20 protein-coding genes and 7 pseudogenes are annotated in these 23,214 nt (G+C 67.4%); 6 read left to right on the top strand and 21 right to left on the bottom strand.

The features are described 5' to 3' along the window. Nucleotides 1-847: 847 nt before the first annotated feature. The 3 genes from OHA98_RS40720 to OHA98_RS40710 form a co-directional block, all read right to left on the bottom strand. A complete protein-coding gene (locus OHA98_RS40720) occupies nucleotides 848-2,311 on the bottom strand; it encodes a VCBS repeat-containing protein (protein WP_266933333.1) in 1,464 nt (487 codons plus the stop codon). 154 nt (nucleotides 2,312-2,465) lie between these two features. Beyond that, a complete protein-coding gene (locus OHA98_RS40715) occupies nucleotides 2,466-2,720 on the bottom strand; it encodes a hypothetical protein (protein ID WP_266933331.1) in 255 nt (84 codons plus the stop codon). Nucleotides 2,721-2,845: 125 nt separating this feature from the next. Continuing rightward, nucleotides 2,846-3,397 carry a pentapeptide repeat-containing protein gene (locus OHA98_RS40710; protein WP_266933329.1) on the bottom strand — a complete coding sequence of 184 codons (552 nt, stop codon included), beginning with the start codon at nucleotides 3,395-3,397 and terminating at the stop codon, nucleotides 2,846-2,848. Nucleotides 3,398-3,827: 430 nt separating this feature from the next. Here OHA98_RS40710 and OHA98_RS40705 point away from each other — a divergent pair, with 430 nt between their 5' ends. The 3 genes from OHA98_RS40705 to OHA98_RS40695 all read left to right on the top strand — a co-directional run bounded on the left by OHA98_RS40705 (nucleotide 3,828) and on the right by OHA98_RS40695 (nucleotide 5,211). Beyond that, nucleotides 3,828-4,028, top strand: coding sequence for a hypothetical protein (locus tag OHA98_RS40705; RefSeq protein ID WP_266933327.1), 201 nt, complete (start codon nucleotides 3,828-3,830; stop codon nucleotides 4,026-4,028). Then, on the top strand, nucleotides 3,989-4,237 hold the full coding sequence (locus tag OHA98_RS40700; protein ID WP_266933326.1) for a hypothetical protein: 249 nt from the start codon (nucleotides 3,989-3,991) through the stop codon (nucleotides 4,235-4,237). Before OHA98_RS40705 ends, OHA98_RS40700 begins: the two co-directional genes overlap by 40 nt. 641 nt (nucleotides 4,238-4,878) lie before the next feature. Next, nucleotides 4,879-5,211 carry a hypothetical protein gene (locus OHA98_RS40695; RefSeq protein WP_266933324.1) on the top strand — a complete coding sequence of 111 codons (333 nt, stop codon included), beginning with the start codon at nucleotides 4,879-4,881 and terminating at the stop codon, nucleotides 5,209-5,211. Between the two features lie 136 nt (nucleotides 5,212-5,347). Here OHA98_RS40695 and aac(6') read toward each other — a convergent pair. Next, nucleotides 5,348-5,819: pseudogene (aac(6'), locus tag OHA98_RS40690) on the bottom strand (aminoglycoside 6'-N-acetyltransferase). 217 nt (nucleotides 5,820-6,036) lie between these two features. Continuing rightward, a pseudogene (locus OHA98_RS40685) lies at nucleotides 6,037-6,951 on the bottom strand (helicase associated domain-containing protein); the annotation flags it as partial. Between the two features lie 62 nt (nucleotides 6,952-7,013). Between OHA98_RS40685 and OHA98_RS40680 the strand changes: the two are divergent. Continuing rightward, nucleotides 7,014-7,822, top strand: a protein-coding gene (locus OHA98_RS40680; RefSeq protein ID WP_266927470.1) for an IS5 family transposase whose coding sequence is annotated in 2 segments (ribosomal slippage) — nucleotides 7,014-7,362 and nucleotides 7,362-7,822 — 810 coding nt in all. Because the reading frame shifts where the segments join, the coding sequence is not laid out codon by codon here. A 9-nt stretch (nucleotides 7,823-7,831) separates the two neighbouring features. Here OHA98_RS40680 and OHA98_RS40675 read toward each other — a convergent pair. From OHA98_RS40675 to OHA98_RS40665, 3 genes and pseudogenes are all read right to left on the bottom strand, one after another. Then, nucleotides 7,832-8,308, bottom strand: a pseudogene (locus OHA98_RS40675) (transposase); the annotation flags it as partial. A 10-nt stretch (nucleotides 8,309-8,318) separates the two neighbouring features. Further along, entirely contained in the window at nucleotides 8,319-8,468 is a 150-nt protein-coding gene (locus OHA98_RS40670) for a DUF6207 family protein (protein WP_266933381.1), read from the bottom strand. Nucleotides 8,469-8,908: 440 nt separating this feature from the next. Further along, nucleotides 8,909-10,363 (bottom strand): glycosyltransferase family 39 protein, encoded by a 1,455-nt coding sequence (locus OHA98_RS40665; protein ID WP_266933322.1) that lies wholly within the window; start codon nucleotides 10,361-10,363, stop codon nucleotides 8,909-8,911. A gap of 174 nt (nucleotides 10,364-10,537) precedes the next feature. On the opposite strand from OHA98_RS40665, the pseudogene OHA98_RS40660 reads away from it, so the two are divergent. Further along, nucleotides 10,538-11,125: pseudogene (locus OHA98_RS40660) on the top strand (IS6 family transposase); the annotation flags it as partial. An 85-nt stretch (nucleotides 11,126-11,210) separates the two neighbouring features. Here the strand turns inward: OHA98_RS40660 and OHA98_RS40655 are convergent. The 12 genes and pseudogenes from OHA98_RS40655 to OHA98_RS40600 form a co-directional block, all read right to left on the bottom strand. Beyond that, a complete protein-coding gene (locus OHA98_RS40655) occupies nucleotides 11,211-11,771 on the bottom strand; it encodes a hypothetical protein (RefSeq protein ID WP_266933320.1) in 561 nt (186 codons plus the stop codon). A 31-nt stretch (nucleotides 11,772-11,802) separates the two neighbouring features. After that, entirely contained in the window at nucleotides 11,803-13,098 is a 1,296-nt protein-coding gene (locus OHA98_RS40650) for an ABC transporter permease (RefSeq protein ID WP_266933318.1), read from the bottom strand. Beyond that, nucleotides 13,095-13,847 carry an ATP-binding cassette domain-containing protein gene (locus OHA98_RS40645; RefSeq protein WP_266933316.1) on the bottom strand — a complete coding sequence of 251 codons (753 nt, stop codon included), beginning with the start codon at nucleotides 13,845-13,847 and terminating at the stop codon, nucleotides 13,095-13,097. Before OHA98_RS40645 ends, OHA98_RS40650 begins: the two co-directional genes overlap by 4 nt. 839 nt (nucleotides 13,848-14,686) lie before the next feature. Next, nucleotides 14,687-15,896: pseudogene (locus tag OHA98_RS40640) on the bottom strand (IS3 family transposase). Nucleotides 15,897-15,956: 60 nt separating this feature from the next. After that, nucleotides 15,957-16,157 (bottom strand): hypothetical protein, encoded by a 201-nt coding sequence (locus OHA98_RS40635; protein WP_266933315.1) that lies wholly within the window; start codon nucleotides 16,155-16,157, stop codon nucleotides 15,957-15,959. A gap of 110 nt (nucleotides 16,158-16,267) precedes the next feature. After that, nucleotides 16,268-16,994 (bottom strand): annotated as a pseudogene (locus OHA98_RS40630) (IS6 family transposase). A gap of 159 nt (nucleotides 16,995-17,153) precedes the next feature. Beyond that, nucleotides 17,154-18,431 (bottom strand): MFS transporter, encoded by a 1,278-nt coding sequence (locus tag OHA98_RS40625; protein WP_266933313.1) that lies wholly within the window; start codon nucleotides 18,429-18,431, stop codon nucleotides 17,154-17,156. A 12-nt stretch (nucleotides 18,432-18,443) separates the two neighbouring features. After that, nucleotides 18,444-18,641: an amino acid--tRNA ligase-related protein gene (locus OHA98_RS40620; protein ID WP_266933312.1), complete on the bottom strand. Its 198-nt coding sequence runs from the start codon at nucleotides 18,639-18,641 to the stop codon at nucleotides 18,444-18,446. A gap of 60 nt (nucleotides 18,642-18,701) precedes the next feature. After that, on the bottom strand, nucleotides 18,702-18,920 hold the full coding sequence (locus OHA98_RS40615) for a hypothetical protein (protein ID WP_266933310.1): 219 nt from the start codon (nucleotides 18,918-18,920) through the stop codon (nucleotides 18,702-18,704). A gap of 536 nt (nucleotides 18,921-19,456) precedes the next feature. Beyond that, on the bottom strand, nucleotides 19,457-20,359 hold the full coding sequence (locus tag OHA98_RS40610; protein ID WP_266933308.1) for a transposase: 903 nt from the start codon (nucleotides 20,357-20,359) through the stop codon (nucleotides 19,457-19,459). Between the two features lie 146 nt (nucleotides 20,360-20,505). Further along, a pseudogene (locus tag OHA98_RS40605) lies at nucleotides 20,506-20,760 on the bottom strand (transposase); the annotation flags it as partial. A 56-nt stretch (nucleotides 20,761-20,816) separates the two neighbouring features. After that, a complete protein-coding gene (locus OHA98_RS40600; RefSeq protein WP_266933306.1) occupies nucleotides 20,817-21,572 on the bottom strand; it encodes a transposase family protein in 756 nt (251 codons plus the stop codon). A gap of 107 nt (nucleotides 21,573-21,679) precedes the next feature. On the opposite strand from OHA98_RS40600, the gene OHA98_RS40595 reads away from it, so the two are divergent. After that, complete coding sequence (locus tag OHA98_RS40595) at nucleotides 21,680-22,285, top strand: hypothetical protein (RefSeq protein ID WP_266933305.1); 606 nt, start codon at nucleotides 21,680-21,682, stop codon at nucleotides 22,283-22,285. On the opposite strand, the gene OHA98_RS40590 is transcribed toward OHA98_RS40595, so the two are convergent. Beyond that, nucleotides 22,275-23,083, bottom strand: a protein-coding gene (locus OHA98_RS40590) for an IS5 family transposase (protein WP_266922359.1) whose coding sequence is annotated in 2 segments (ribosomal slippage) — nucleotides 22,275-22,736 and nucleotides 22,739-23,083 — 807 coding nt in all. Because the reading frame shifts where the segments join, the coding sequence is not laid out codon by codon here. The two genes, OHA98_RS40595 and OHA98_RS40590, sit on opposite strands and share 11 nt — an antisense overlap. Between the last annotated feature and the right edge of the window lie 131 nt (nucleotides 23,084-23,214).

Raw genomic sequence — 23,214 nt, 5'->3', positions numbered from 1 at the left:
CCGGGCATACTCCGGGAGTTCTGTTCAGGCGGTCCTGCTGCCAGATATCCGGTCGTGCCCAGCGGACCGCTCGGCGGGCGGGAAATCCCGTCGTCCGCGTCGCGCAGGGCGAACCGTTCGACGATCGGGTGCGGGTGCCGGGGGCTCCCAGGGCGAGCGGCGTGACGGCGTCGTCCCGGGAACCTCCGGGGCTGACGCCAAACAGGGACTGGAACCCGGACGCAGCCCGCCCATCCTCCGGTCCCCGGCGCGGGGTCGGGGCAGTGACGCGCGGAAGGACTGAAAGGGCATCACCTCATCGGCCCGCGTCCGCGAGGCCTCGGACTCCGACGCATGGTGTTCCGGTGAGCGGGGTTCCGCAGCCCCGGTCCCCGACCCGCCCGTTCCGGGTGAGGCCCGCGTCGTGAACGTCGTCGGCCTGGACGGTATCCCGCGTCCGGGTGTCGGGCGGGACCGCTTTGAGCGCTGAGGTTCCCGACCGGCTGCGCTGTCTCCCGAAGCCGTGAGCATCCGGGAAGCACCGCCGGTCGTGGTGCCGTCCAAACTGCTGTCGAAACGCTGCTGCTTGCCGTGTACGAAGCCAGCCGGGAGAAGCGCTGGAGCGGGTCTCCCGCACGGATCGTTGACGGGCAGCCCCGCTGCATCACTACGACCACGGTGGCGACCATGCGCTGGGCGCCGAAGCCGCCGTTGCGGCGGCCGTGCTGGATAGGGTCGGGGTAGCCCGTGCCGTATGGGTGCGCGGGTCAGGGCGGGTCTCCGGAGTACGGCCCGAACCGACGGTGGCGGTGGCTTCCGCCACCGCCACCGGACCCGCCCCAGGAGGCCGGGGGCGGCGTCGCGCGACTCAGCGGCTGAAGGACGACCCCAGGGCCGCCTTGACCGCCACCGTGCCCAGCGTGCCGTGGCCGAACGTGAAGGAGCCGGTTCCGGTCTTCATCGACGGAACGACCCAGAGGGAACCCTCACCGGCGTTCTCGCCGGGTGCGCCCACGGCCAGTTCGGCGCGGCCGTCCTTGTCGCCGTCCACGAACGCGGCCGCACCGCCGAACAGGTCGCCCGCTTCCGCCGTCCCGGTGATGCCTTCGGTGGTCTGGTTGAAGCCCGTCGAACCCGTGCCCGTCGGACCGGCCGCCGTGCCCGGCAGGATCACGATCCCGCCCGCCCGTGCGACCGTGCCGAGCGCCTCGCCCGGCACCCCGACCGCGACCTCCCCGTAGCCGTCCCCGTTGGTGTCGGCGATGGCGAGGGACTGGCCGAACAGGTCGCCGCGCTCGGCGACACCGAGCACGCCCGCGGAGTCCTGGTTGAAGACCTTCGCCTTGGTGCCCTGGGCGCCCGCGGCGCTGCCCGGCACATAGGTGATCAGGCCGCCGAGCGAGAGGGGGTGGTCGACGTCGCTGTCGTAGCCTTCGAGGCGGCCCACGATGATGTCGGCGTACGCGTCGCCGTTCACGTTGCCGACGGCGAGCTTCTCCCCGGCCTCCAGCCGGTGCCCGTCGGCTCCGGTCGCCACGCTGAAGCGACCTGGACCGGTGGGGCTGCCCGCAGCGACGGATACCATCCGCAGGTCGTCCTCGCTGTCGTGGTGGGAGACACCCACGACATCGTCTCGCCCGTCGCCGTTGACATCGCCCGCCCTGAGCTCGAACCACCGGTGGGTGGCATAGGGCGTCAGGGCGGCGGAGGTCGCGGTTCCGGCGCGGGTGAACGGCCCCGTCAGGACCTGGAGGTCGTCGTGCACGAACGTGGCGAGGTCCTTGGACCCGTCCCCGTTGAAGTCGCCCGCGGTCAGTTCGCTGCCGACCTCGCTGTACGGGGTGCCCAGCAGGAGTGTGGCGCCACCTGAAAGCCCGGCCGCACCACCCCATACGACGGTCAGCGTCCCGGCGTCCACGCCGACACCGTCCTCACCCGCCGAGCCGACCACCAGGTCGGTGTATCCGTCCTTGTCGAGGTCGGCGGAGACGAGCGTGCTGCTGAACCTGTCCCCGGTCTCCGCGACATCGGGGATGCCGGCCGAGTCCTGGGTGAGGACCTGCTTGGTGGCGGTCTTCAGGCCACTGCTCGACCCGTAGACCACTCCGGCGAATCCGGCACCGGCGAAACCGTTGACCGTCGCCCCGGGCGCCGAGAACGCCAGATCATCGTACCCGTCACCGTTGAAGTCGTCTTGCGGCCCGGCGGGGGCGGTCGTCGCCTGTACGGGGCCGGACGGCACGGCCGCATGGGCGACGTGGGGCAGGCTGGCGACGGCGGATGCCACGGTGATGGCGAGGACCAGGCGTGTACCGAGGGTGCGGGCTGCCACGCGGGACTCCTAAGGGAGAGTGCGCGGGAACGTCCCGGGCATGTTCCCCCGATGGTCACTGCGCGTTCGAATGCAGTTGATCTGCTCCCGTACAGACAGCCGGATCCGGCCAAGGGTTGTACCCGCCGGACACACGTGATCAAAAAGGGGCGGCTCACACCCGCCGTACGCGCCCCGAGATCCGCCGGTCGATCCTTCCGAGTGTGCTCGGCCGGTTCCACGCGCGGAACGCGTCCGCGCGGTCACTGCTGCCCGCGCTCTCCACGGCCGGCTCGTGCAGCGACACCGACGACTGGACGCAGAGGCTGTGCTCCCCGCGCGTGCGTCCGGGCACGGCCGCCGTGTCACCCAGCTCGTTGAAGCGGCAGCGCCGTGGGGCGGACAGGTACCCGACGACCCCGGCATCCACGGGTCGGCCCTGCCGGGGGTGGTCGCAGCGGCCCTGTTACCGGTCCGGTCACGATCGTGGTCACAGCCGGCGGGAAGCACGGCAGGTGCTAATCGATCTGTGTATCGCTGTCGGCGAAGGCTGAGTCAATCTGCCGCTTCGTCAGGTCCCGTGCCGCGCAGGTCCGCGCTATGCAGCTGCGCGCCGCTCAGGTCCACGTCGCGCAGGTCCGCGCCGTGTAGTGCCACCAGTCTGACGGTGAGGGCGATGCTGGGGAGTTTGGCGCCGTGGAGGTCGAGGCGGAAGGTGCTGTCCTGTTTGGTGTCGCGGGTGGCGAGGATGGTGAGGGCGGCGTGGACGTCGGCCGGGACGTCCTGGCCTTCGGGCGGGGGTTTGGTGGCGTGGGTGCGGATGTAGGTGGCGAGGACGTTGGCGATGGTGGGCTGGTCGCGGTGGGAGTCCTGCATGATCCGTTGCAAGGCGTAGATGCCGCCCAGCCGCACGTCCATCTTGTCCTCACCGAGATTCCCTACCGCCGCCGTGTACCGGTCGGTGATCTGCCCCTCCTTCGCCAGCGCCCGGTCATCCCGCGCCTGGGTGGTCGCCTGGCGGGCCTGCTCATTGGCCTGCCTGGTCTGAACGTTCGAGTACCAGAGACCCACCACCGCCACGACAGCGGCGACCACGACAGTGAACAACTCGATCCGGCGCGCCCAGTCCAGGGCCTCCGGACGTTCCCCGGGAGCCGGAGCCGGAGCCGGAGCCGGAGCCGGAGCCGGAGCCGGAGCCGGGGCCGGGTCAGGGGCAGGGTCAGCGGGAGTGGGAGGGGGAGTGTCTGGTGGCCGGGTGGAGCCTGCTCCCAGGCCTACGGAGGTACGGGCAGTGAGACGGGTGGTACGGCGTAACCGCGGGCGCGGGCAGGCGTGGAAGGCATACCTGTATTCGATCCCAACACCCCACTCCGGCGCAGCAATTCGGGTCAATGAAGCCGAGGCCCCAGTGCGGCACACCAGTGGTGCGGCGGGTTTCCGGGAGCGGCGGCACTCCAGGGGTGCCGACCCGCTCCGGACTCGCCTTCCTGGCTGGATTGCTCACCTGAGGGGGGTGTCTGCCTCGTACGGTGAGGTGGTGGACGACACGATGACCGAGGTCGAGTTGTACGGCGGGCCGCTCGATGGGTGGGTGGTGCCGGTGGACACCGGTGATCCGGATCCCTGGACCGCGATCATCAGCGACTACGGAGAGCACCCCGGTGGCCGGTCCCTGTACGCACCCGATACGACGGGCCGGTGGCGCTGGGTCCGGGACCTTGGGCCGGAGGAGATCTGACGGAACGGCTGCCCGACCCGGAGCCGGGCGATACCGCACGCCTCGATCAGCTGGCGGCCCACTGGCGGGACGCACCGCCGGACATCCGTCAGGATGTTCTCACCGAGGCCGCAGCGGTCCAGGACGCCCCGGAGTCCGGCCGCGTCGCCCACCTGCTGGAAACACTCGGCCGCCTGAACCACCCGGACACCCCGGACGGCACCCCGTGATGTCGGCGGCGCCGACACAGCACGCGACCCCGGGCGATGGCGCCCGGGGTCTCGCGGTGCACTGTGACGTGTTCCGCCGGTTCAACGACCGACCATGGCCGGTGTCACGCCCATTCCACCCCGAGCCCGGCGAGGGCCTGGCTGCCGCCGATCTGTGGATCTGCGTAGAGAGCGGGTTTCTGAACTGGGGCTTCGTAGTATGACTGCCCGTGTTCGGGGTGGGGGTGCTCATCCGATCTGCGCAGCACGGGAACGACCGAGCTCGGTGGCCTTGGCTTTCCTGGTTGCTGCGGCAGGGTGCGCAGGTGGGTTGGGCGATGTGCAGTCTCACTTGTCCTCGGTATGTGGCCTGGTTGTGGGGCCTGCGGGGCTGGGCTGGTGTGGCTCCGGTCGTCGTTCCTGCAGGGGCAACAGCCACTCCCGTGCAGTGTTGCGGGATGGCAGGTAGCCAGTCCCGTTCGCGTACCGGTCCGCTCTGCGTCAAGGTCGGCGAGCTGGCTGGTCGGGGCCGGATTCGCGCTGCTCATGCGGCCCGGGCGGGAGGGGCCGTGTGCCGAGGTCCGATGGCCCGCCCCGGATCGGGCCATCGTCTGCTGGCGGTTTTGTGTTCTCGTGTTCGGACGGTGGGGGACGATGTCTCTGTGAACAACGGGGACATCTCCTTACGCCTGGCAGCCAGGCGCGACCGTCGTATTGCTCAGCTCGGTGACGCGGCCGCGAGGTGGGGCAGGGCGGTGCCGGAAGATCCGGGGATCGCCGAGCTGGCCGATCTCCTCGGAGCGGCCGCCGCTGATGCTCCCGCCCGGGCCGACGAGCCCGGGCACACAGCCAAGACTTTCCTGACGGGTGCGGTGGAGGACTTGAAGGCGGCTGCCCGGCTCGGCGGCCTGCTTCCCGCAGTGACCCTGTGGCACTTGCACCGCGCCATAGAACAGGAACGCGCCGCGCGCCTAGCCGGCGACTCAACGAACTGACCGCTACACCCCCCCGGGAGATACCACCGAAGGGCAGGATCCGACAAGGTCGCACGGGCCCACTTCGTCCTTTCACCCGAAGAACCCGCGCGGCCCTTGTCACGTCACGCCCCGAAGCGTGGGCGGGCCGACCGGGTCAGGAAAGCTCGTCCGCGAGCAGATCCATCAGCAGCCCGTCCTGCCAGGCCCCCGTCCGGTGGTCACCCGTACGCTCGCATGATGCCCACGGACTTGAACCCGACCTTCCCGTAGCAGCGGATCGCCGCGGTATTGGCTGCGGCGGGATCGATGGTCAGTCGGTGATGACCGCGTTCCTGCACCAGCCACCTGGCCAGCGTACGCACCGTGTCGGCACCGAGCCCCTTCCCGTGGTACATCGCCGTCATGAAGATATCGATGCTGGCGTGACGGAACTTGGGATCGAACTCTTCGTCGAACTGGACGGCACCGATGACCGCACCCTCGAAAACGACGGCCAGCATGCCCTCGTAGGAGTCCGGAGGCGACCACCACGCCGCGACTTCCGGCTCTCGTACGACCCTTGCGAGGATCTCGGAATCGCCATCGGTCGCTGGACGCAGCACGATCCTGTCCCCATGCAGTCTCATGCCCCCAAACTTCCCGGACGATGACGGCACCTTCAACCCAGGTGACCTCCCGCTGCGTGACGAGCCGATCCGCTCAATCGCCGGCCACGTCGTTAACCGACTGGTACCCGGACGTGCGCTGCGCGCATGCCGGGGCGGAATCATGCACACATGTCCGTCCAACCGACTGGGACGGCAGGTCAACGGCTGCGCCGGCAACGACGGGCCGTGGCTGGTGTTATGCCCACTCCATCCCGAGCTGTGCGAGGGCCTCACGCTGCTCCTGGGTGAGGCGTTCGCGTCGGCTCTTGGCGTTGCTGAGGAACACACCGAGTTTCACGACGTGCTCCTGGCCGTCGACCTCGGCCGGCTCTTCGTGTTTCCTCGGGACAGGACGCTCGTGCCCTTCGCGCTGAAGGTACTGCGCAAGGGCCGCAACCCCCCGCCGGAACGGCGCCGACAACCCACCCGCCCCCTTCGCCACGCGTGCTGTCACCGGGGCGGGTTCCGGCTCGTCGGGTGTCACACCGAGCCCGCCGAGCCGCTCCTGCTGCTCACCGCTCAGCTGCGCCCAGGTGTGCGCCTTCCGCTGCTGCGCCAGCCATTTCCCCAGATCGTCACCCTCGAACAGGACACCGGCCTGGATGTCGGGGAGGGTCCCGCCGGTCTCGGTGTCGGCGAGGTCGGCGAGGACCCGGTAGTGGCGTTGCCAGTCCAGCGGCCACGAACAGTTCCAGTCCTCGTCGATGGCGGCCAGCTGCTCGCCGCGTGTCCCGGCGCGCCCCGGGTCCTTGCCCAGGCCGTCCTTCCGGCGCAGGTTGGCCATGAGCTGCCCGATGGCTACCAGGTCGTCGTCCGCCTCGCCCCACACGGCGTCCTGCCGCGGCGCCAGATGCCCGTGGGCCCGGTGGAAGGATCGGAGCGCGGCGAGCTTCGTCTCCCATGCTTCGTCGCCGGGTTCCCAGACCATGCCCTCCTGGTCGAGGAGTTCCTTGCGGTGGGCGTCGAGCTCACCGGCCCGCTGCGCCCGCCGCTGCTGGTGCACCCACCGCCCCAGTGGAAACCGGGTGACGCCGACTTCGGTCTCGGTGTCGTAGGGCACGGCGTAGAGTCCGGTGATCTCATGCTCACCACGCCAGCGCCTTACTGATCGTTTCAGAATGAGATCGGTGTGTTGGCTTGGCAGTTGGGTGTTGTGTCGGCAGGATCTGCCGGGTGTCTGCTGATCTCGTGCCCGATGACCTGTGGGAACGCATAGCCCCGCTGCTGCCTCCTCGTCCGCCTCGGCGGCACCGGTATCCCGGGCGGCTGCCGGCCGATGACCGTGCTGCTCTGCGGGGCATCGTTTACGTGCTGCGCAAAAGTGTGAGCTGGCGGGACGTCCCTGCGGAGCAGGTGGGCTGCAGTGGGGTGACGGCCTGGCGGCGTCTGCGGGACTGGACCGAAGCCGGAGTCTGGCCCCGCCTCCACGAAGTCCTGCTGGCAGAACTGCGTAAAGAGGGCCTGCTGGAGATGGACGACGCTGCGATCGACGGCTCGCACGTCAGGGCCCTCAAGGGGGGGCTCACACCGGACCTTCGCCGGTCGACCGCGCACGCCCCGGCAGCAAACACCACATCATCGTCGACCGGCACGGAACCCCGCTCGCCGTTGCTCTGACCAGCGGCAACCGCCACGACGTCACCCAGCTCATGCCACTTCTGGACGCCATACCGCACATCCGCGGCCTGCGCGGCCGGCCCCGCCACCGGCCCCGGCGACTGTTCGCCGACCGTGGCTACGACTACGACAAGTACCGCCGCCTCGTCCGGGCTCGTGGGATCACACCGAAGATCGCCCGTCGCGGCACACCGCACGGCTCCGGCCTGGGCAGGACCCGCTGGGTCGTCGAGCGGACCTTCGCCTGGCTGCACCAGTTCAAACGCCTTCGGATCCGCTACGAGATACGCGCCGACCTCCATCTCGGTCTGCTCCAACTCGCCTGCAGCATCATCTGCTTGAGACGACTCCGAACCGCATTCTGAAACGATCAGTTAGGCCAGAAGTACACGCTTGCGTAACAGCGTGAAGACGGCGCGGCCGAACATCTGGCGCTTGAGCATCTTGATCCGGTTGACGTGCCCTTCGACGACGTCGGAGTTCCAGGGCAGGGTGAGGCCGGTCGCGACGGCATCACGGTCGCGGTCGATGCCTGCAGCCAGGGTGTGGTTGGGTGGCAAATCGTCTTGCCGGACAGCGTCGAGCCATTCGGGTAGACGTTCGCCTTTGCGCTCGGTGATCATCCGGGCGAAGGAGCGGACGTGCCCGGTGAGGGCGTCCAGCTCCGGGCACTGAGCCAGCACCGCCTTGAGCCGGAGTCGTTCGCTCTGTGCGAGGGTATCTGGGTGCCGCAGAATCCACCCGGAGACCGTCCGCGGGGTCGGCGGCCGGGCGGACACTGGTCCAGGCGATAGGCGCTTCTCCCGCAGGTAGGCGTGAACGCGCTGGTAGCTGCCTTTGTAACCGAGCGGTCTCCGGTGCTCACGGCGGTGGCTTTCCCGTGGTTGGTGACGGGTGGGTGCCGGGTCGACGGGTGTCGGCGTGGACGCGTGCCCGGATGTCGGGCTGTCCGGGAGTCCGCTGCCCGGTGGTGACGCCGGATGTCGCCCACTGTTTTTGCAGGGCGGTCATCACCGTGGTCAACTTGGTTTCGTCGGGGGCGGTGATGTCCAGGACCACCAGGCCGACTCACTCAGATGTTGCTAGTGGATCGGGTGCATGCCGTCACCGACGCCCCTGCCTGCTGGGGCAGTTCGGGGAAACGCGCGGTCCCACCCGGACGAGGGAAGGCGGAGAGCTGTTGCCTGCCCTGTCCACATGAGTCACACCCCGGCAGTTCATCGCCGTTGCCGGCCGCCGGGTGACCCGGTGCGGAAGGAGGCGGGGGAGTGTCAGTGCCGGACGCCAGGCACGACACGACGGTGGCTCTGATGGAGCGTGCGCGGGCCCGCCATCAGGGCGCCGATCCTCCCACCTGTCGGGTGGGAAGAGGCTCACTCCCACCGCTCGACGTTTCCCCAGATCAAGCCGCGAAGTACTGCTGGAGTACTGGGAACGTGTGTGCCGGGGAGTCAGAGGGTTGGCGCGCGTCGCTCATACGCCGTCACCCTACGGCCACGGACATGCTCGTCCGCGACCACTGTGAAGTACGTCGCCAGCACGGAGGACTTCAGTCTGTCCCGCTTGGCTGTGACCGGTCGTGCCACCTGAGACGCGTCTGATATCAGCAGGATCCTTTGCTGTGCGAGCATTGCGGTACGGATCCTCTCCGGTTCTGCTTCCACGCCTTTGAGCGTTCCGGACTTCCCTGGGCTCTGTGTCAGAGCGATGTCGCGCAGTCCCGCGAAGGCGTTGGGGGAGACGGACTTGGTGTCCCGCCGCGCCGAGGGGATGAAGAGCACTGCATTTCCGGGCTCTTTCATGCTTCGTACTTCTGATGCCGCCGCCAGGACGTCGTCCACCCGGCTTGCCGGAGAGCGTTTGGCCAGTGACTGCGGTAGCAGCGCGATCATCGCGAGGGCGACCACCGCAGGGAGGATCCACGTCGATGCCCTTGGGAACCTGGGGCTGGCTGCCTGTATTGCCGATCCGATGGATGAACCGATCAGCAGTGCGAGCCCCAGCAGGCTGAAGAGTATGTACCGGTCCAGGAAGAGTGGCTGGATCAGGGAAAGGCCTACGAGCCCGAGCTGTGGCAGAGCCAGCAGCGGCAGTCCGACGGCTGCTATGGACAGTTGGCGTGCCCGGGGCCGGTCCAGTGCGGCTCCGACGCCGCCGATCAGGAGAAGGATCGCCGGTCCGATCAGCATGTGCCAGGTCAACGGCGGGATCCATGAGACTTGTACGGACTGGCCGTGACTGAAGAGGACCAGTGGCAGTACGCACGTCGTGGCGGCTGCGGACGCGGTTCCCCAGCGTATGGACACCCGGTGTGTGGCTCGTGTCCAGAGCAGCGTGATCAGGTGCGCCGGCAGGATCATCAGCGAGAGCCAGTTCAGCAGCCCGCATGCCAGGACAGTGCCGCCGTAGGCGAACCAGTGCGGCAGCCGGGCGCGGCCTTGGAGCGCGGTCACGAGCAGCAGGGTCGAAACCCCAGCTCCGGCCGCGACCAGTGCGTATGGCCGGCCCTCCTGGAGATAGAACTGCACGGCCGGAAGAAGGCCGAACGCCAGCCCCCCCGCCAAGCCCACCCATATCCCTGCCAGTCGTTTGCCGATGACTGCCACACAAACCGCCGCCACTCCTGTGGCCAGCACCGAAGGCAGCCGCAGGGTAGTGGTGCTGGGTCCGAAATATTCGAATAAACCATGCATGAACAGGTAATAGCACCCATGCACGACGTCGACGTTCCCCAGCATGTTCCATATCTCGGGCGTGGAGCGTTGGGCCACCTGCCAGGTTGCCGCCTCGTCCCGCCACACACTGTCCTGTCGGGACAGCCCCCACATGCCGAGAGCAAGAGTCCACGACATCGGGAGCAGCCAGACGAGAACACGGTCACGCAGGGGGGCGGTTGGTGGCTTCATCAACGTGTTCAGAACCTCGGGTAGCGGTGCGACAAGTGGAATGTGCGGTTCCGGACGTGAAGGAGGGGCTGTGGAGGAGTTGTTGGGTGGCTCGGAGTGCGACGGAGGCACTGTCACGTTGACTGGCCGGGTGGGATGATCTTCTGGTTGGTCGTGCCGGGGAGGGATTTGTTCGTGTCGTCCGCGTCGCCGTCGTGCAAGGGCCACCGGTACCCGGTGGAGGTGATCTCCCACTGCGTGTGGCTGTACTTCCGCTTCCCGTTGTCCTTCCGCGAGGTCGAGGAGCTGATGCTCGAGCGCGGCGTCATCGTCTCCTGCGAGACCATCCGCCGCTGGTCCGCCAGGTTCGGTCAGGCCTGCGCGGACGGACTGCGCCGCCGTCGGCCACGGCCCGGGGACAAGTGACACCTGGACGAGGTCTTCGTGAAGATCGACGGAGAGTAGAAGTACCTGTGGCGGGCCGTCGACCAGGACGGCAACGTGCTCGGCATCCTCCTGCGGAGCCGCCGGGACAAGGCCGCGGCAGGACGCTTCTTCCGCCGCCTGATGAAGAAGACCCGTACGGTGCCGCGGGTGGTCGTCACCGACAAGCTCCGTTCCTGCGGAGCGGCGCACCGCGAGGTCATGCCCTCGGCGGAACACCGTTCCCACAAGGGCCTGAACAACCGGGCGGAGAACAGTCATCAGCCCACGCGGCAGCGCGAACGTGCCATGAAGGGATTCCGCTCCGTCGGCGGCCAGCGGTTCCTGTCCGCGTTCACGCCCACGATGCCCCCCAGCGACCCGATCGCGGGCAGCGCGCACCGAGGGTGCCGCGAAGTGACAACTTGGGCGGTCTACCGCCTACTCACCGACAGGACCAGGTTTTCCTGCGCCAGGGGGTGGCCGTAGCCGCGGCCGCTCCGACAGCCAAAGCGATCGTTGCGACTGCCCAGCTGAAGAGGTCCGTGGTTGAGTTGGACGTCCAGTCCCACCATTCCTGTGGGTACCAGATCAAGAGGAACGCCGATGCCAAGGGGAGGACCCAGCTGAGCTGATTGCCGAGCAGCCGCACCGATAGAAGCGCCAGACCGAACCAGATCAGGAGGGATCGAACGAAGACGGCTCCAGCCTCCACGCCGACTGCTAGGGCCTCAACACCGAAGGAGAAGATGCAAACCGTCAGGGTCAGAACCATGCAGTACTTGCCGCGGTAACGATGCATCGCTGAAGTACCCATTTCCTCGTGTGTCGACATCGCACCACCGAGCGCCGCCGCGAGAAAGACAGCCGACAGCACGGGGAGTTCACGGCGGAAGGGCACACCGGTGGTGACTCCTCCGCTGCCGATGGAGGGTAGCGAGATTTGAACACCGCCGAAGAAGGCTGACAGGAGGGCAACAGCGCCGGTACCGGCCAGGATGGCCACGGCCCGGTGGACTCGTGCATAGCGGAAAAGGTCAGCGCGAGTCATCAGGCTTGCACCAGGAGGGGTCTTGGAGAATGTGGCCGCGTTCCTGGTAGAGCCATTTGCGCTGTTCGGCCTCAGGCGCCTGCGAAATTTGGGCGGCTACGCGCTGGGCGGAGGCAACACCCTGCATGTGAAGTCCTCCGTCCGCGACAGCCGGGTCTTGACCCATGGAACGGTATTCAAGCCAGAGGTGGATGTTATCTATGGCCTGCCAGGCTCGCTTCTCCTTGTGAGGGAGCATGCATCGTCCTAGCGCCTCGGTGAGTACCTGGTCGGCCATGGCGATCGCCGCAGTGCGCACGTGTCCTTCGGCGATATCGAACCCGCGGTCACCCATGTCGCTCCGCTGCAGTCCGAACTCGTGAAACGTATCCGGCGCCTTCAGCCAGGGCTGGGGATGATCCAAGCGCTGGGCCATGCGAATCAATTCTGGCAGGTACTTGCGGTGCTCGGGCCACACGCACACACGTGGGCTGTTCTCCTCGGCGCGCTCGCACACCGGTTCTGTCGCCGTTGCGGGGCGATCAACGCGCATCTCGCCAGCGGCAGGGATGGCAGCTAGCGCAATCAAGGAAAGGACAGCTGACCCGGCGGCGACACGGCGGATGTGCAGGGGCGTCCTGTGCCGTGACATCTCGCGCTTGGCCTTCCTGCGCAGCGGCGGAGCCGTTACTGCCACGGCTGCGAGAGTGAGTGCGAACAGCAGCCGCAGGGCGACAGGAAGGGGCCGAAGGTGCTGGTCTGGAGGCCCTGCCAGGACGTTAAGCTTGAAAGGCAGCGCCAACATGCTGACGAAGCAGCCCAGCGCACACATAGCTGGGGTGAATGCGGCGGAAGGCCACCACCGGCCGGCTAGATGGCCCACAGACGCGAAGATCACCAGAGTGGAGGCGCCGAGCAGGAGGTAGGACGGCCACAAGAAGCCAGGGCCTGCCTCGCCGAAGGAGATTGCCGCGGCCGTCAAGCATCCAATCGCGTACGCGAGGAATCCGAGGGTGAGGGTCGCGGCCAGCCGTGCAGACTCGATTCGCCAGCCTGGTCGGGCTGCGGCGAGTACGGCCTCGGGCATTCCTGCGCGGGAGGAGCGCCCCGCCTGCCAGGCTGAGACACCAGCGAGAGCGGGTCCGAGGAAGAGCGTGACGACCTGGGCCGCGACGCTCGCCTCAGGCCACACACCAATCCAGTAGCGGGTGCGACCGAAGAGAACCACCAGGTCGACGACGATCATCACGGGCAGCGCCGTCAGGAGTGGTGAGCGGCGCAGTTCGATGCGATACGCGTTCACGCTGCGTCCCCCTCGTCCGACCACTGGCCGCCGAGTACCGTCATGTAGCCGCGTTCCAGGGGGTTGTCGCCGGGAGCCATGGGCGTGGCCAGCTCTGCTAGCTGCTGGGGTGCGCTGCTGTGGCGCACCTGGCCGTCGTGCAGGACAAGGACTGTGTCGCAGGCGGCGCCCACGTCTTCGACCAAGTGGGTACTGAGGACTACGGCTGTTCCCGCGCGGGCGAGGTAGCGGATGAGCTCGCGGAAGTCGAGGCGTTGCGCTGGGTCGAGACCGACGGTCGGCTCGTCCAGCAGGAGCAGGTCGGGCGAGCCAACGATGGCCGCGGCGATCCCAGCCCTGCGGAGCATGCCGCCGGACAGAGACTTCATACGGTCCTGGGCCCGATCAGCTAGGCCAACAGCCCCCAACGCCTCTCTGGTCATCGAGTCGGCCTTCTTGGAAGGCACCTCCCGCAACCATGCGCAGTAGCGGACGAAATCAGTTATCGAGAACGCCGGGTAATAGCCGAAATCCTGCGGGAGGTAGCCGATGTTACGGCGAGCTCGCCGCGCCTGCCGTTCGTTACTGATGGATTCACCGAACAGCTCTAGCTGCCCGCTCAACGGCGGTGCAATCGTAGCCAGGGTACGGAAGAGGGTGGTCTTGCCCGCCCCATTGGGGCCCAACAGGCCCGTGACGCCGGTCTGGATGGAAAGATCGAGATCCTCGATAATTCTTCGACCACCGTACCCCTGCGTGAGGGACGTCAATTGAGCGATAGGTCCTGTCGGCATTGGTGAATTCTCCGAAAAGATGGTGGGCCCGCCGTAATGGTGGGCCCACCATCGAGGCATTCTTGGAACTACACGTATACGTCTGTATTGTTGATCTTGAACGTGCATTCATGGGTGTCGAACTTGCCCGAGAAACCACTCTTCAGCCACTCGATGTTCGTCGTGTCGATCTCGTTATTGCAGTTGTACTTCGTCTTGTATGGGTGCATTGTCATAGTCGCGCTCGAGCAGTGGCCGTGGCCAGAAGTCGTGTACCAGTACCCACGGCACCCGTAATCCCAGCTGGACTCATTGGAGGCGCTCGACAGTGGCGCAGCCAGACCGATAGCCGCAACTGCCATGGCTCCTACCATGACCCCTTTGGTAATCCTTGAGCCAGCTATACGTGATGTCAGTGAATTCATAATGCCCCCCCTGGGAATAGAAATATCACCACATGATCCCCCCACGTGCAAGTCGAGACGTTACCATATGGCGATGTCGACCGGGCCTGTATTGCCTCCACCTATCGCGTCCTTCTTGAAAGAGAATGCCTGGCAATAGGAGGCTTAGACGCCTAACTGTCCGATATGTTCCGAGGATTTTCGGCCATAAATTCCCGCACAGGAAGAAGAACGCGCCCTTTTGGTTGCCGACCATCATGTCTATCTCAATGAACCGTAACGGTGGCAAGCTTGGGCTGCCCCGGCTGCTCAGCTCCCGCCCCGGGTACTCCATATTGATCCGAAACGCTTTGGGTTCTGGCTTGTTGACGGCGTGTGAGCGATTTGGTGGGGGATGCGCGGACGGGCCTTGACCCCGGAGCTTGAACACATCTATGCGGCTCGGGTCAGGGTAGTTGATAGTGGGTGGAAGGTGGTCTCGTAGGCGATCGGGGAGCGTTGTCCGAGGCGGGAATGCCGGCGTCGGGTGTTGTATCGGGTCAGCCATCGGAAGGCGTCGAGCCGGGCCTCACGCTCGCTTGGCCAGCCCCTTTGCCCCTTCAGCGTCTCTCTTTGAAGGTCGCGTTGAACGACTCCGCCAGTGCGTTGTCCGCGCTGGACCCGACCGCGCTCATGCTCTGACGGACCCCTGCTGACCTGCAGGCTTCGGCGAATTCTCGGCTCGTGTATTGCGAGCCGTGGTCGGTGTGCATCACCGCCCCGGCCAGGCTCCCGCGGGTCCGCTCGGCGGCGGCCAGGGCGTCGGTAACGAGTTCGGTCCGCATGTGATCGGCGACTGCCCACCCCGCCAGGCGTCTCGAGCAGAGGTCGATGACGGTCGCGAGATAGCAGAACTTCCCGCCACCGATCCTCAGGTAGGTGATGTCGCCGACGTACTTCGTGTTCGGGGCCGTGGCGGTGAAGTCACGCCCGATCAGGTCCGGCGCCTTCGGCGCGGCCGGGTCCGCGACGGTGGTGCGCTGCCGGCGCCGCAGCCGGACGCCCTCGAGCCCGATCGTCCGCATGATCCTCGCAACCCGCTTGTGGTTGACCGCCTGGCCGCCGTCGTCGCGGAGCTCAGCGGTGATTCTCGGGGCGCCGTAGGTGCCGTCGGAGTCCTCGTGGACCTTGCGTATCCGGGCGGCGAGCTGGGCGTCAGCGGCCTGCCGGGCCACCCTGGCAGGGGCGGTCCGGCGCCAGTAGTAGAAGCTCGAGCGGGAGATCCCGAGAATGTCACAGAGCCGCTTGACGCCGAACCGGCGCTGATGATCTTCAACGAACTGGCAGCGGGTCACCAGCGCGTCTCCGTCGCGAAATACCGGGCCGCCTTGCGGAGGATGTCGCGTTCTTCCTCCAGCTCGCGGATCCTCTTGCGCGCGGCGGCCAGCTCCGCCTGAACCAGCTCGCCGCCAGGCTGCGGCGCAGCCGCAGGCGCGGAGTGGGCACCGGCACGGCGTCCGTCGGCGGCCCGGATCCAGTTCCGCAGCGTCTCGGTGTTCACCCCGAGATCGGTGGCAACCGACTTGATCGTCGCTCCCGGACGCGACCGGTAGAGCGCCACCGCGTCCGCCTTGAACTCGGTGGGATAGTGCTTCATCCCCACAGGGACTCCGTTCTCCTGGACCATCAAGATCCAAGTCTCTCCGGTGTCCAAACTCCGGGGTCAGGGCCCCTGGAACGTGTAGCCCAGGACCTCCACACCGAGGCGACCTCCGAGAACCCCGAGCCGGGCCGCCTGCGCCAGTTCGCTACGCAGGTTAAGGACAAGCTCCTTGAGGCTGGCACCACCATCGCGGCCACGATGGGCGTACAGATGGCCGACCAGGCCCTTGCCGCGCTGACGCAGTAGCTCTTTCAGTAACACCACGGGCCCCGGCGATCAGCCAAGACGCCCCGGGGGCGTTGTCACGTTGTCGGGGGTATAGGTGTCTGGCGGTGTGTCAGGGCGTGGTCGAGGCGGTTGTTGGCTGTCGGTCAGGCCGTGGCGGGCGGGCCGGCGTCGTCGGTGATCTGGTCCCAGTTCGTGAGGCGGACGGTCATCTCGAGGCGGTGGTCGGGTGCGGTTCGGTGGTAGCGGCCGGGTCGGAAGTGGGGCGGGATGCCGCTGAACGCGGCCAGGAATCCTTGGGCGCCACCGACGCTGCGGAGGCCCTTCGTCGCGCGCTCGCGCTGCCTGGTGGGCTGGTGCGAGTTCTCCGCCCGGTTGTTCAGTCCTTTGTGGGAGCGGTGCTCGACCGAGGGCATCGCCTCGCGGTGGGCGGCGCTGCAGGAGCGGGTGCTTGTCGGTGACGACCAGCCGCGGCACCGTGCCGGTCTCTTTGAGGAGTCTGCGGAAGAAACGCCTGGCCGCGGCCTTGTCGCGGCGGTTCTGGATCAGGATGTCGAGCACGTTGCCGCCGACGTCGACGGCCCGCCACAGGTACTTCACCTCGCCGTTGACCTTGATGAGGACCTCGTCCAGGTGCCACTTGTCCCCCGGCCGGGGCTGCCGGCGGCGCAGTACGTTGGCGTAGGCCTGCCCGAACTTGGCGCACCAGCGGCGGACCGTCTCGTAGGAGACGAACACACCGCGCTCGAGCATCAGCTCCTCGACCTCGCGGAAGCTGAGCGGGAACCGGAAGTACAGCCACACACAGTGGGAGATGATCTCCACCGGGTACCGGTGCCCCTTGTGCGACGGCAACGTACCGCCCACGGACACCCCCCTCCACCATGACCAACTCGAAGATCATCCCACCCGGTCAGCCAACGTGACAGCGCCGCCTGGGCCGCTTGCTGCCCCACACCACCCAGCAGCCGAGTTCCTCGTAGTAGCGGACTGTGGGAACGGCTGAGACGGCGGAAGTACTGTTGGCGGTCGTCACGTTCTGTCCATCTCTGGGATGTTGGCGGGCCGGTAGCTGGTGGGGAGGTCGCGTTGCTGTCGCATCGGGCCGAAGGCCAGGACGAGCCAGCAGGGGGCCAGGAGTCCGGTCATGATCCACATGGCGGTACGCGGCCCGAGGGCGTCGCCGAGGAGGCCGCCGAGCAGCGAGCCGAGGGGGATGGTGCTGTGGTTGAGGACCATGGTGGTGGCCACGACTCGTCCCAGTAGCCGGGGCGGGCAGAACGTCTGGCGGAAGCTGCCGAGGACGACGTTGCACGCGGTGACGCCGACGCCGACCACGAACGCCCCGGCCGCGTAGAAGGCCAGACCGGCCCCCTCGGAGGCCAGGGGCATCAGCAGCGCGAAGGGGCTGGTGAGGAGCTGCATCAGCAGCATGCCGCGGCCCGTGCCGAAGCGGCGTCCCACCGCTTCGGCGAGGACCGCTCCGATGATGCCACCGAGGCTGCCCGACATCAGCAGCAGTCCGACCGTGGCGGAGTTGACGCCCACCGTGCGCACCAGGAACACCACCTGGACCGCCTGGTAGCCCATCAGGGCCAGGTTGACGAAGGCGCCGTAGACGACCATGGGCCGTAGGTAGCGGTCGCGGAGGACGAACCGCAGGCCTTCGCGGATCCGGGTCCGCAGGCTTTCCGCCGGGGCGTCTGGCGCCGGGGGCTGCTCCTTCGCGCGGATCGAGGTGAGGCAGAGCGTGGAGACCAGGAAGGTGGCCGCGTCCAGGAGCAGTCCGGCGACCGCGCCGATGAACTGGGTGATCAGGCCGGCGAGGCCGGGGCCCGCCACGTTGGTCGCCGACTCGCTCGCCTGGAGCTTGGAGTTGCCTTCGAGCAGCTTCTCTCCGGCCAGGACGGTGGGCAGGTAGGCATGGTTCGCGGTATTGAAGAACACGGCGCTGGTGCCCAGAGCCAGCGCGACGATCAGCAGGTGGGCGAAGGTCAGGGCGTCCAGCCAAGCGGCGAGCGGAACGCTCACGCAGAGCGCCGCGGACACCATGTTGCAGACGATCATCAAGGGGCGTCGGCGCATGCGGTCCACCCAGGCGCCGGCCGGCAAGCCGATCAGCAGCCAGGGCAGCCAGACCGCCGCCGCCAGGACACCCACCGCCGTGGCCCCCGTTTCCAGCACGGTCACCGCGATCAGCGGCAAGGTCACGGAGGTCACGCTGTTCCCGAGGGTCCTGGCGGTCTCGCCGAACCACAGCAGCCGGTAGTCCCGTTGTCGCAGCACCGAGCCACGCAATGTTGTGTTCATGAAATGTCCTCGCTACGGACGGATCACCACGGCCGGAAAGGCGGGGGTCTCGTTGATCCGGTCGATCAGGGGAATGTCGCGGATGTCGCCATGCCCGAGCACCCACATCAGGAAGCGCTCCACGCCCATACCGAACCCGGCAGTGCGCATGGGGAACTCCTCGCGCAAACGCACGTACCAGGCGTACTCCCGCTCGTTGACGTCGTGCATGACCGTGGACTTCCGAAAGGCACCCCCGATACAAGGACGGGCCGATTCCGCCGCAGTACCTCAGAACCCGGTCATGGACTTGTCGAGCGCACCGCCCACCGCGCCGTAGACGCTGCAGCGAACGGAGTGTCCGGCCCTGCGGCGGAGCCTGAACCCCACGATGAACGACACGGCGAAGAGCCCACCGAGGACCACCGCCACGACTGGGCCGTAGACGAAGTACACGAAGCACGCGACGCCGGACCAGACCAGGAGTGGCAGGAGAGAACCACGCAACACCTTCCAGAACGTGACCTGTTCCGGAGCTGCCGGCAGGGCACGTGCACGCCACACCTCTATGTGGTTCCTGGTCACACAGTTCTCACGTCGCATGAAGCCATCACACCACTGGCGCTCACTGGTCCTTAACCTTTCGGTGTTTGTGCTGGCTGGGTTCTTGCGCGGGTGGGTTTCACTGTCATGAGCCGGTATACGGGGACCGATGCGGGCGAAGCACAGCACCGGGCGTCCGAAGCGGAGGCGAAGAAGAACCGCCGCCTGTTCGGACGCCGCCGTTAGAGGGCCCGCTCTGACTCCGCAGGGGCCGGGACAGAGTGCACGTTGCCATCCGGCCCGGTTGCGTACGGCGGCCGTCTCCGTCATAGGCACCTACGGCGTGTACAGCACGCCGGGCAATCTGCGGGTCGGTGACATGTACAGCGTCCAGGCCCTGATGGCTGCCGATGAAGTGGAGTGGCGGAGGGCGAGGATCGCTTACGACCTTGGGTGAAATTGGGGTCGGGGCGTGTTGGCCTGGTGGTTCGGCTGGTGGGTGATCAGCAGACGGTGTTGCGGGCGAGGACGAGTTCGGTGTTCGTCCGGCGGCGGGTCGGGCGTCGTGCGGAGCGGTCGGAGACCAGCGAGGCGATCGCGAGGTGGGTCTCGGCGTAGGTCTCGCGTCGGCCGGTGTACCGCTGGAGGGGGCGCCACTGCTTGTACTCGGCGTTGGTGTGCTCCACGCAGATCCGCGCCGGGGACTGGCGGCGGCGCATCTCGCGCCAGGCCCGCTTGTCCCCGTCGCAGGCGTCCTCGGCCGGCTTCTTCGGAGGGGCGCTGACCTGGCTGGGGAACTCCTTGGCCAGGCCCTGGTATCCCGAGTCGACCTCGGCCTTCACCCCCGGGTGCCGGCGGAGCTGGTCCGCGATGCCCTCGGTGCGCAGGGCGGTCTGGTCGTGCATCCGGCCCGGGCGGACGACACCGGAGAACAGCGTGCGGCCCTGCTGGTCGCTGAAGGTGGTGGTCTTGATCGTGTTCTGCTTCTTCTTGCCGGACACGAAGGCCTTGCGCCCCGGCCGTCCGGCGCGGGGGCGTCGGACCTGAACCTCGGTGCCGTCGATCCGCAGGTCCACGCCTTCAAGATCGGCGTAGGCGAACGCATCTTCCAAGGTCCGCAGCCTGACGCCGGGGCGGTCGGGCACGGCGAAGCCGCGGGCAGCGAGCAGGGGCCTGACCTGGCGGATCGCGGCGGAGACCGTGGAGCGGTCCACCCGGTACAGCTCGGCCAGAGCGGCGTGAGGCAGGCCGAGCCGCAGGTGGACGAGGGTGACCAGCAGCCGGTCGACGAACTCCAGCTTCGGCTTGCGCCCGGCCCCCTCCGCCCGGCGCTGTTTGTAGCCCCGCTGCCGGTCGAGCGCCGACTCACGCCGGGCCCACCAACGCGGCGACAACTCTTCGAGCAACTCGCCGAGATGTGCGCGAGAGACCCCGGACAGGGCAGGATGGGAGCAGGCCGCACGGGCCCAGGTAAGCGTCACAACTCACCCAACCCGTGCGGCCCTTCTCATGTCACGGCCCCACCAACACCGGGGCTATTCATCCCCAGGCCGTAAGCGACCTCGCAGCCCGCGTCGCGGGCGACGGTCAGCGGCAGGGCACCGATGGACGCGGGCTGGTCCACGATCACCAGCACAGTGCCGAACTTGGCTTTGAGCTTGTCGAAGACGGCCCGCAGCTTGGGTTCGCTGTTGGGCATCGGCTTGTCGAAGACCTTCTTCCCGGCTGGGGTGAGCCCGTGACCGTGATGGGCGGTCTTGCCGACGTCCATCCCGAGGAAGACGCCCACGCCTTCGGTGTCGAACATCGCACCCTCTCCAGGTCGTTGACCGTGCCGGCCTCGGCAGTGAGCCTTTTCCAACCTCATGTTGAGGCGTGGTGGAGGACGAGGACTGCCTTCACGATGTCGGTGATCCGGTTGGTGCTGCAGCGGAGCTTCCGTAGGAGGTGCCAACCTTTCAGCACGGCCATGGCCTGCTCGCCGACGCAGCGGATCTTGGCGTGACTGCTGTTGTGCCGTCGCTTCCAGCGCTTGAGCCGTCGGCCCCGGAAGGGGACTCGAATGTGCCGGCCGGCGCCTTGGTAGGCCTTGTCCGCCCAGCACTTCAGTCCTGCGGCCGCGAGCGCGTCGACGATGCCATGGCTTCGGGCCGCGGTCAGGTCGTGAGTGGCTCCAGGCAGAGCCGGGGAAGCCCAGAGCAGTCGGCCGAATGGGTCGGTGAGGACCTGGACGTTCATGCCGTGCCGCTTGTGTTTTCCCGAGTGGTAGGGGGTGTCGGCGGCGATCCGGTCGATCGGCAGCAGAGTGCCGTCCAGGATCACGAACGCTTTCGTCCGGGCCGTCTCCATCGCCTGGGCCAGGGTCGGAGCGCGAACGGCCAGGACTTCGATGGCCCCGTGTATGTACCGGTGGACGGTAGCGATGCCGATTCCGAAGCCGGCGGCAAGCTGGGCGTAGGTGTCGCCGCACCGCAGGTGGGCCAGGGCGAGCAGGGCCTGGCGGCCGGCGGGCAGGCGTCGCCACCGGGTACCGATCTCCCGTCGCCGGACTGCAAGCTGCTCGGCCAGGTGCTGCAAGGTACTGCTGGAAAGATCGATCGACGACGGGTAGGCAAGCACGCGAAGCTCCTGGCGGACACGGGTGATCTTGGTCGAGAACCCGTCTACCAGGAGCTTCGTCGTTCCGTACAGCCCGCACCAACCAACACCACAGCCCCACGGTCAGGTTGAAAAGGACTCAGTGCTCCGACGAGCTCCGGCAGCCCTCTCTGCTGCCGGGCGACCCGGTGGACAAGGACGAGCCGGCCGCCAAGTGCGGTGAGTTCTTCGAGACCGGGGACGGAAAGCAGTGGCTGGACGGCCAGTTCGAGCAGGTCGGCGGGGAGCTGGAGGAGCTGCTTGACCGCATCGGCTACTTCGCCCCCGACGCGAAGCGCGTCCTGGTCGGCTACCCCCGGCTCGTGCCCGAGGACACCACCAAGTGCCTGACCGCGGCGCCCGGTCAGACGCAGCTGCCGTTCGCCGACATCCCCCAGGACGCCCTGCCGGTCCTGGACCAGATCCAGAAGCGACTGAACGACGCCATGAAGAAGGCCGCCGCCGACGCCGAAGGCGGCGCCGACTTCGTCGACCTCTACGCCAGCACCGGCGCCAACACGGCGTTCGACGGCGCCGACCGCGGCATCGGCGGCCTGCTGGAGAACTCCAAGCTCGAACTCCTCAACACCAAGATCCCCTGGTACGGACACCCCAACGAGAAGGGCCGCGACATCCAGGCCAGGCAGATGGCCGACAAGATCGAAGAAGTCTTTAGACGTCATCTCATTTGGTGAGTCTGCGGTAGCAGATGAGGGTGCAGGCGATGCTCGTGAACGCGAGGAAGTGGGCGGCCTTGCGTTCGTAGCGGCGGTGCAGTCGGCGGCAGCCGGCGAGCCAGGCCATGGTGCGTTCGATGGTCCAGCGGTGTCGGCCGAGTCGCTGCGAGGTCTCGATTCCCTTGCGGGCGATGCGGTGCCGGATGCCCCGCTGGGACAACCACTCCCGCAGGTGGCGATAGTCGTATCCCTTGTCGGCGTGGAGCTTGGCGGGCCTGCGTCGACGGGGGCCGCGGCGGGAACGGATAGGCGGTATGCCCTTCACGAGCGGGATCAGGGCCTGGCTGTCGTGGACGTTGGCTCCGGAGATTCCGACAGACAGGGGCAGACCGGTCCGCTCGGTGATCAGGTGGATCTTCGACCCGTACTTGCCCCGGTCGACAGGATTCGGACCCGTCAGGTCCCCCTTTTCAGGGCCCGCATGTTCACCGAGTCGATCGCGCAACGAGACCAGTCCAGCTCGCCGCGGGCACCGAGCTCGTCGAGGACCACACGGTGGAGCTTGGCCCACACCCGGGCCTTCGACCACTCCGAGAAGCGCCGATGGGCGGTCGCTCCCGACGGGCCGAACGACGCGGAAGGCAACTGCTGCCACGTGCAGCCTGACGTGGCCACGAACACGATTGCGGCCAGCACTTCCCGGTCGCCGTGCCGACGCCGACCGCCACCCTGAGGCCGCGACGGTGCCTCCGGCACCACCCGCTGGAACAACTCCCACAACTCGTCCGGCACCAGACGCTCAACGATCCCCACCATGACCAACAGACTACCGAATCAGCCAAATGAGATGACCTCTTAACCGCTGACCGGCCACACAACCGCTTTCCGCGCATGAACGCATGAACGAAGCCCCAGGACCCGCCATCGGCCTGGGGCTTCACAGCACA

Source organism: Streptomyces sp. NBC_00654, from assembly GCF_026341775.1.
Lineage (GTDB): Bacteria > Actinomycetota > Actinomycetes > Streptomycetales > Streptomycetaceae > Streptomyces.
This window is presented reverse-complemented; position numbering and strand designations above follow the sequence as displayed.

What these genes read in the sequence shown, in the direction of transcription:
- OHA98_RS40670 (WP_266933381.1), bottom strand. Translation starts at nt 8,468, where the DNA reads ATGACCGCCCTGCAAAAACAGTGGGCGACATCCGGCGTCACCACCGGG.
- OHA98_RS40665 (WP_266933322.1), bottom strand. Translation starts at nt 10,363, where the DNA reads ATGAAGCCACCAACCGCCCCCCTGCGTGACCGTGTTCTCGTCTGGCTG.
- OHA98_RS40625 (WP_266933313.1), bottom strand. Translation starts at nt 18,431, where the DNA reads ATGAACACAACATTGCGTGGCTCGGTGCTGCGACAACGGGACTACCGG.
- OHA98_RS40620 (WP_266933312.1), bottom strand. Translation starts at nt 18,641, where the DNA reads ATGCACGACGTCAACGAGCGGGAGTACGCCTGGTACGTGCGTTTGCGC.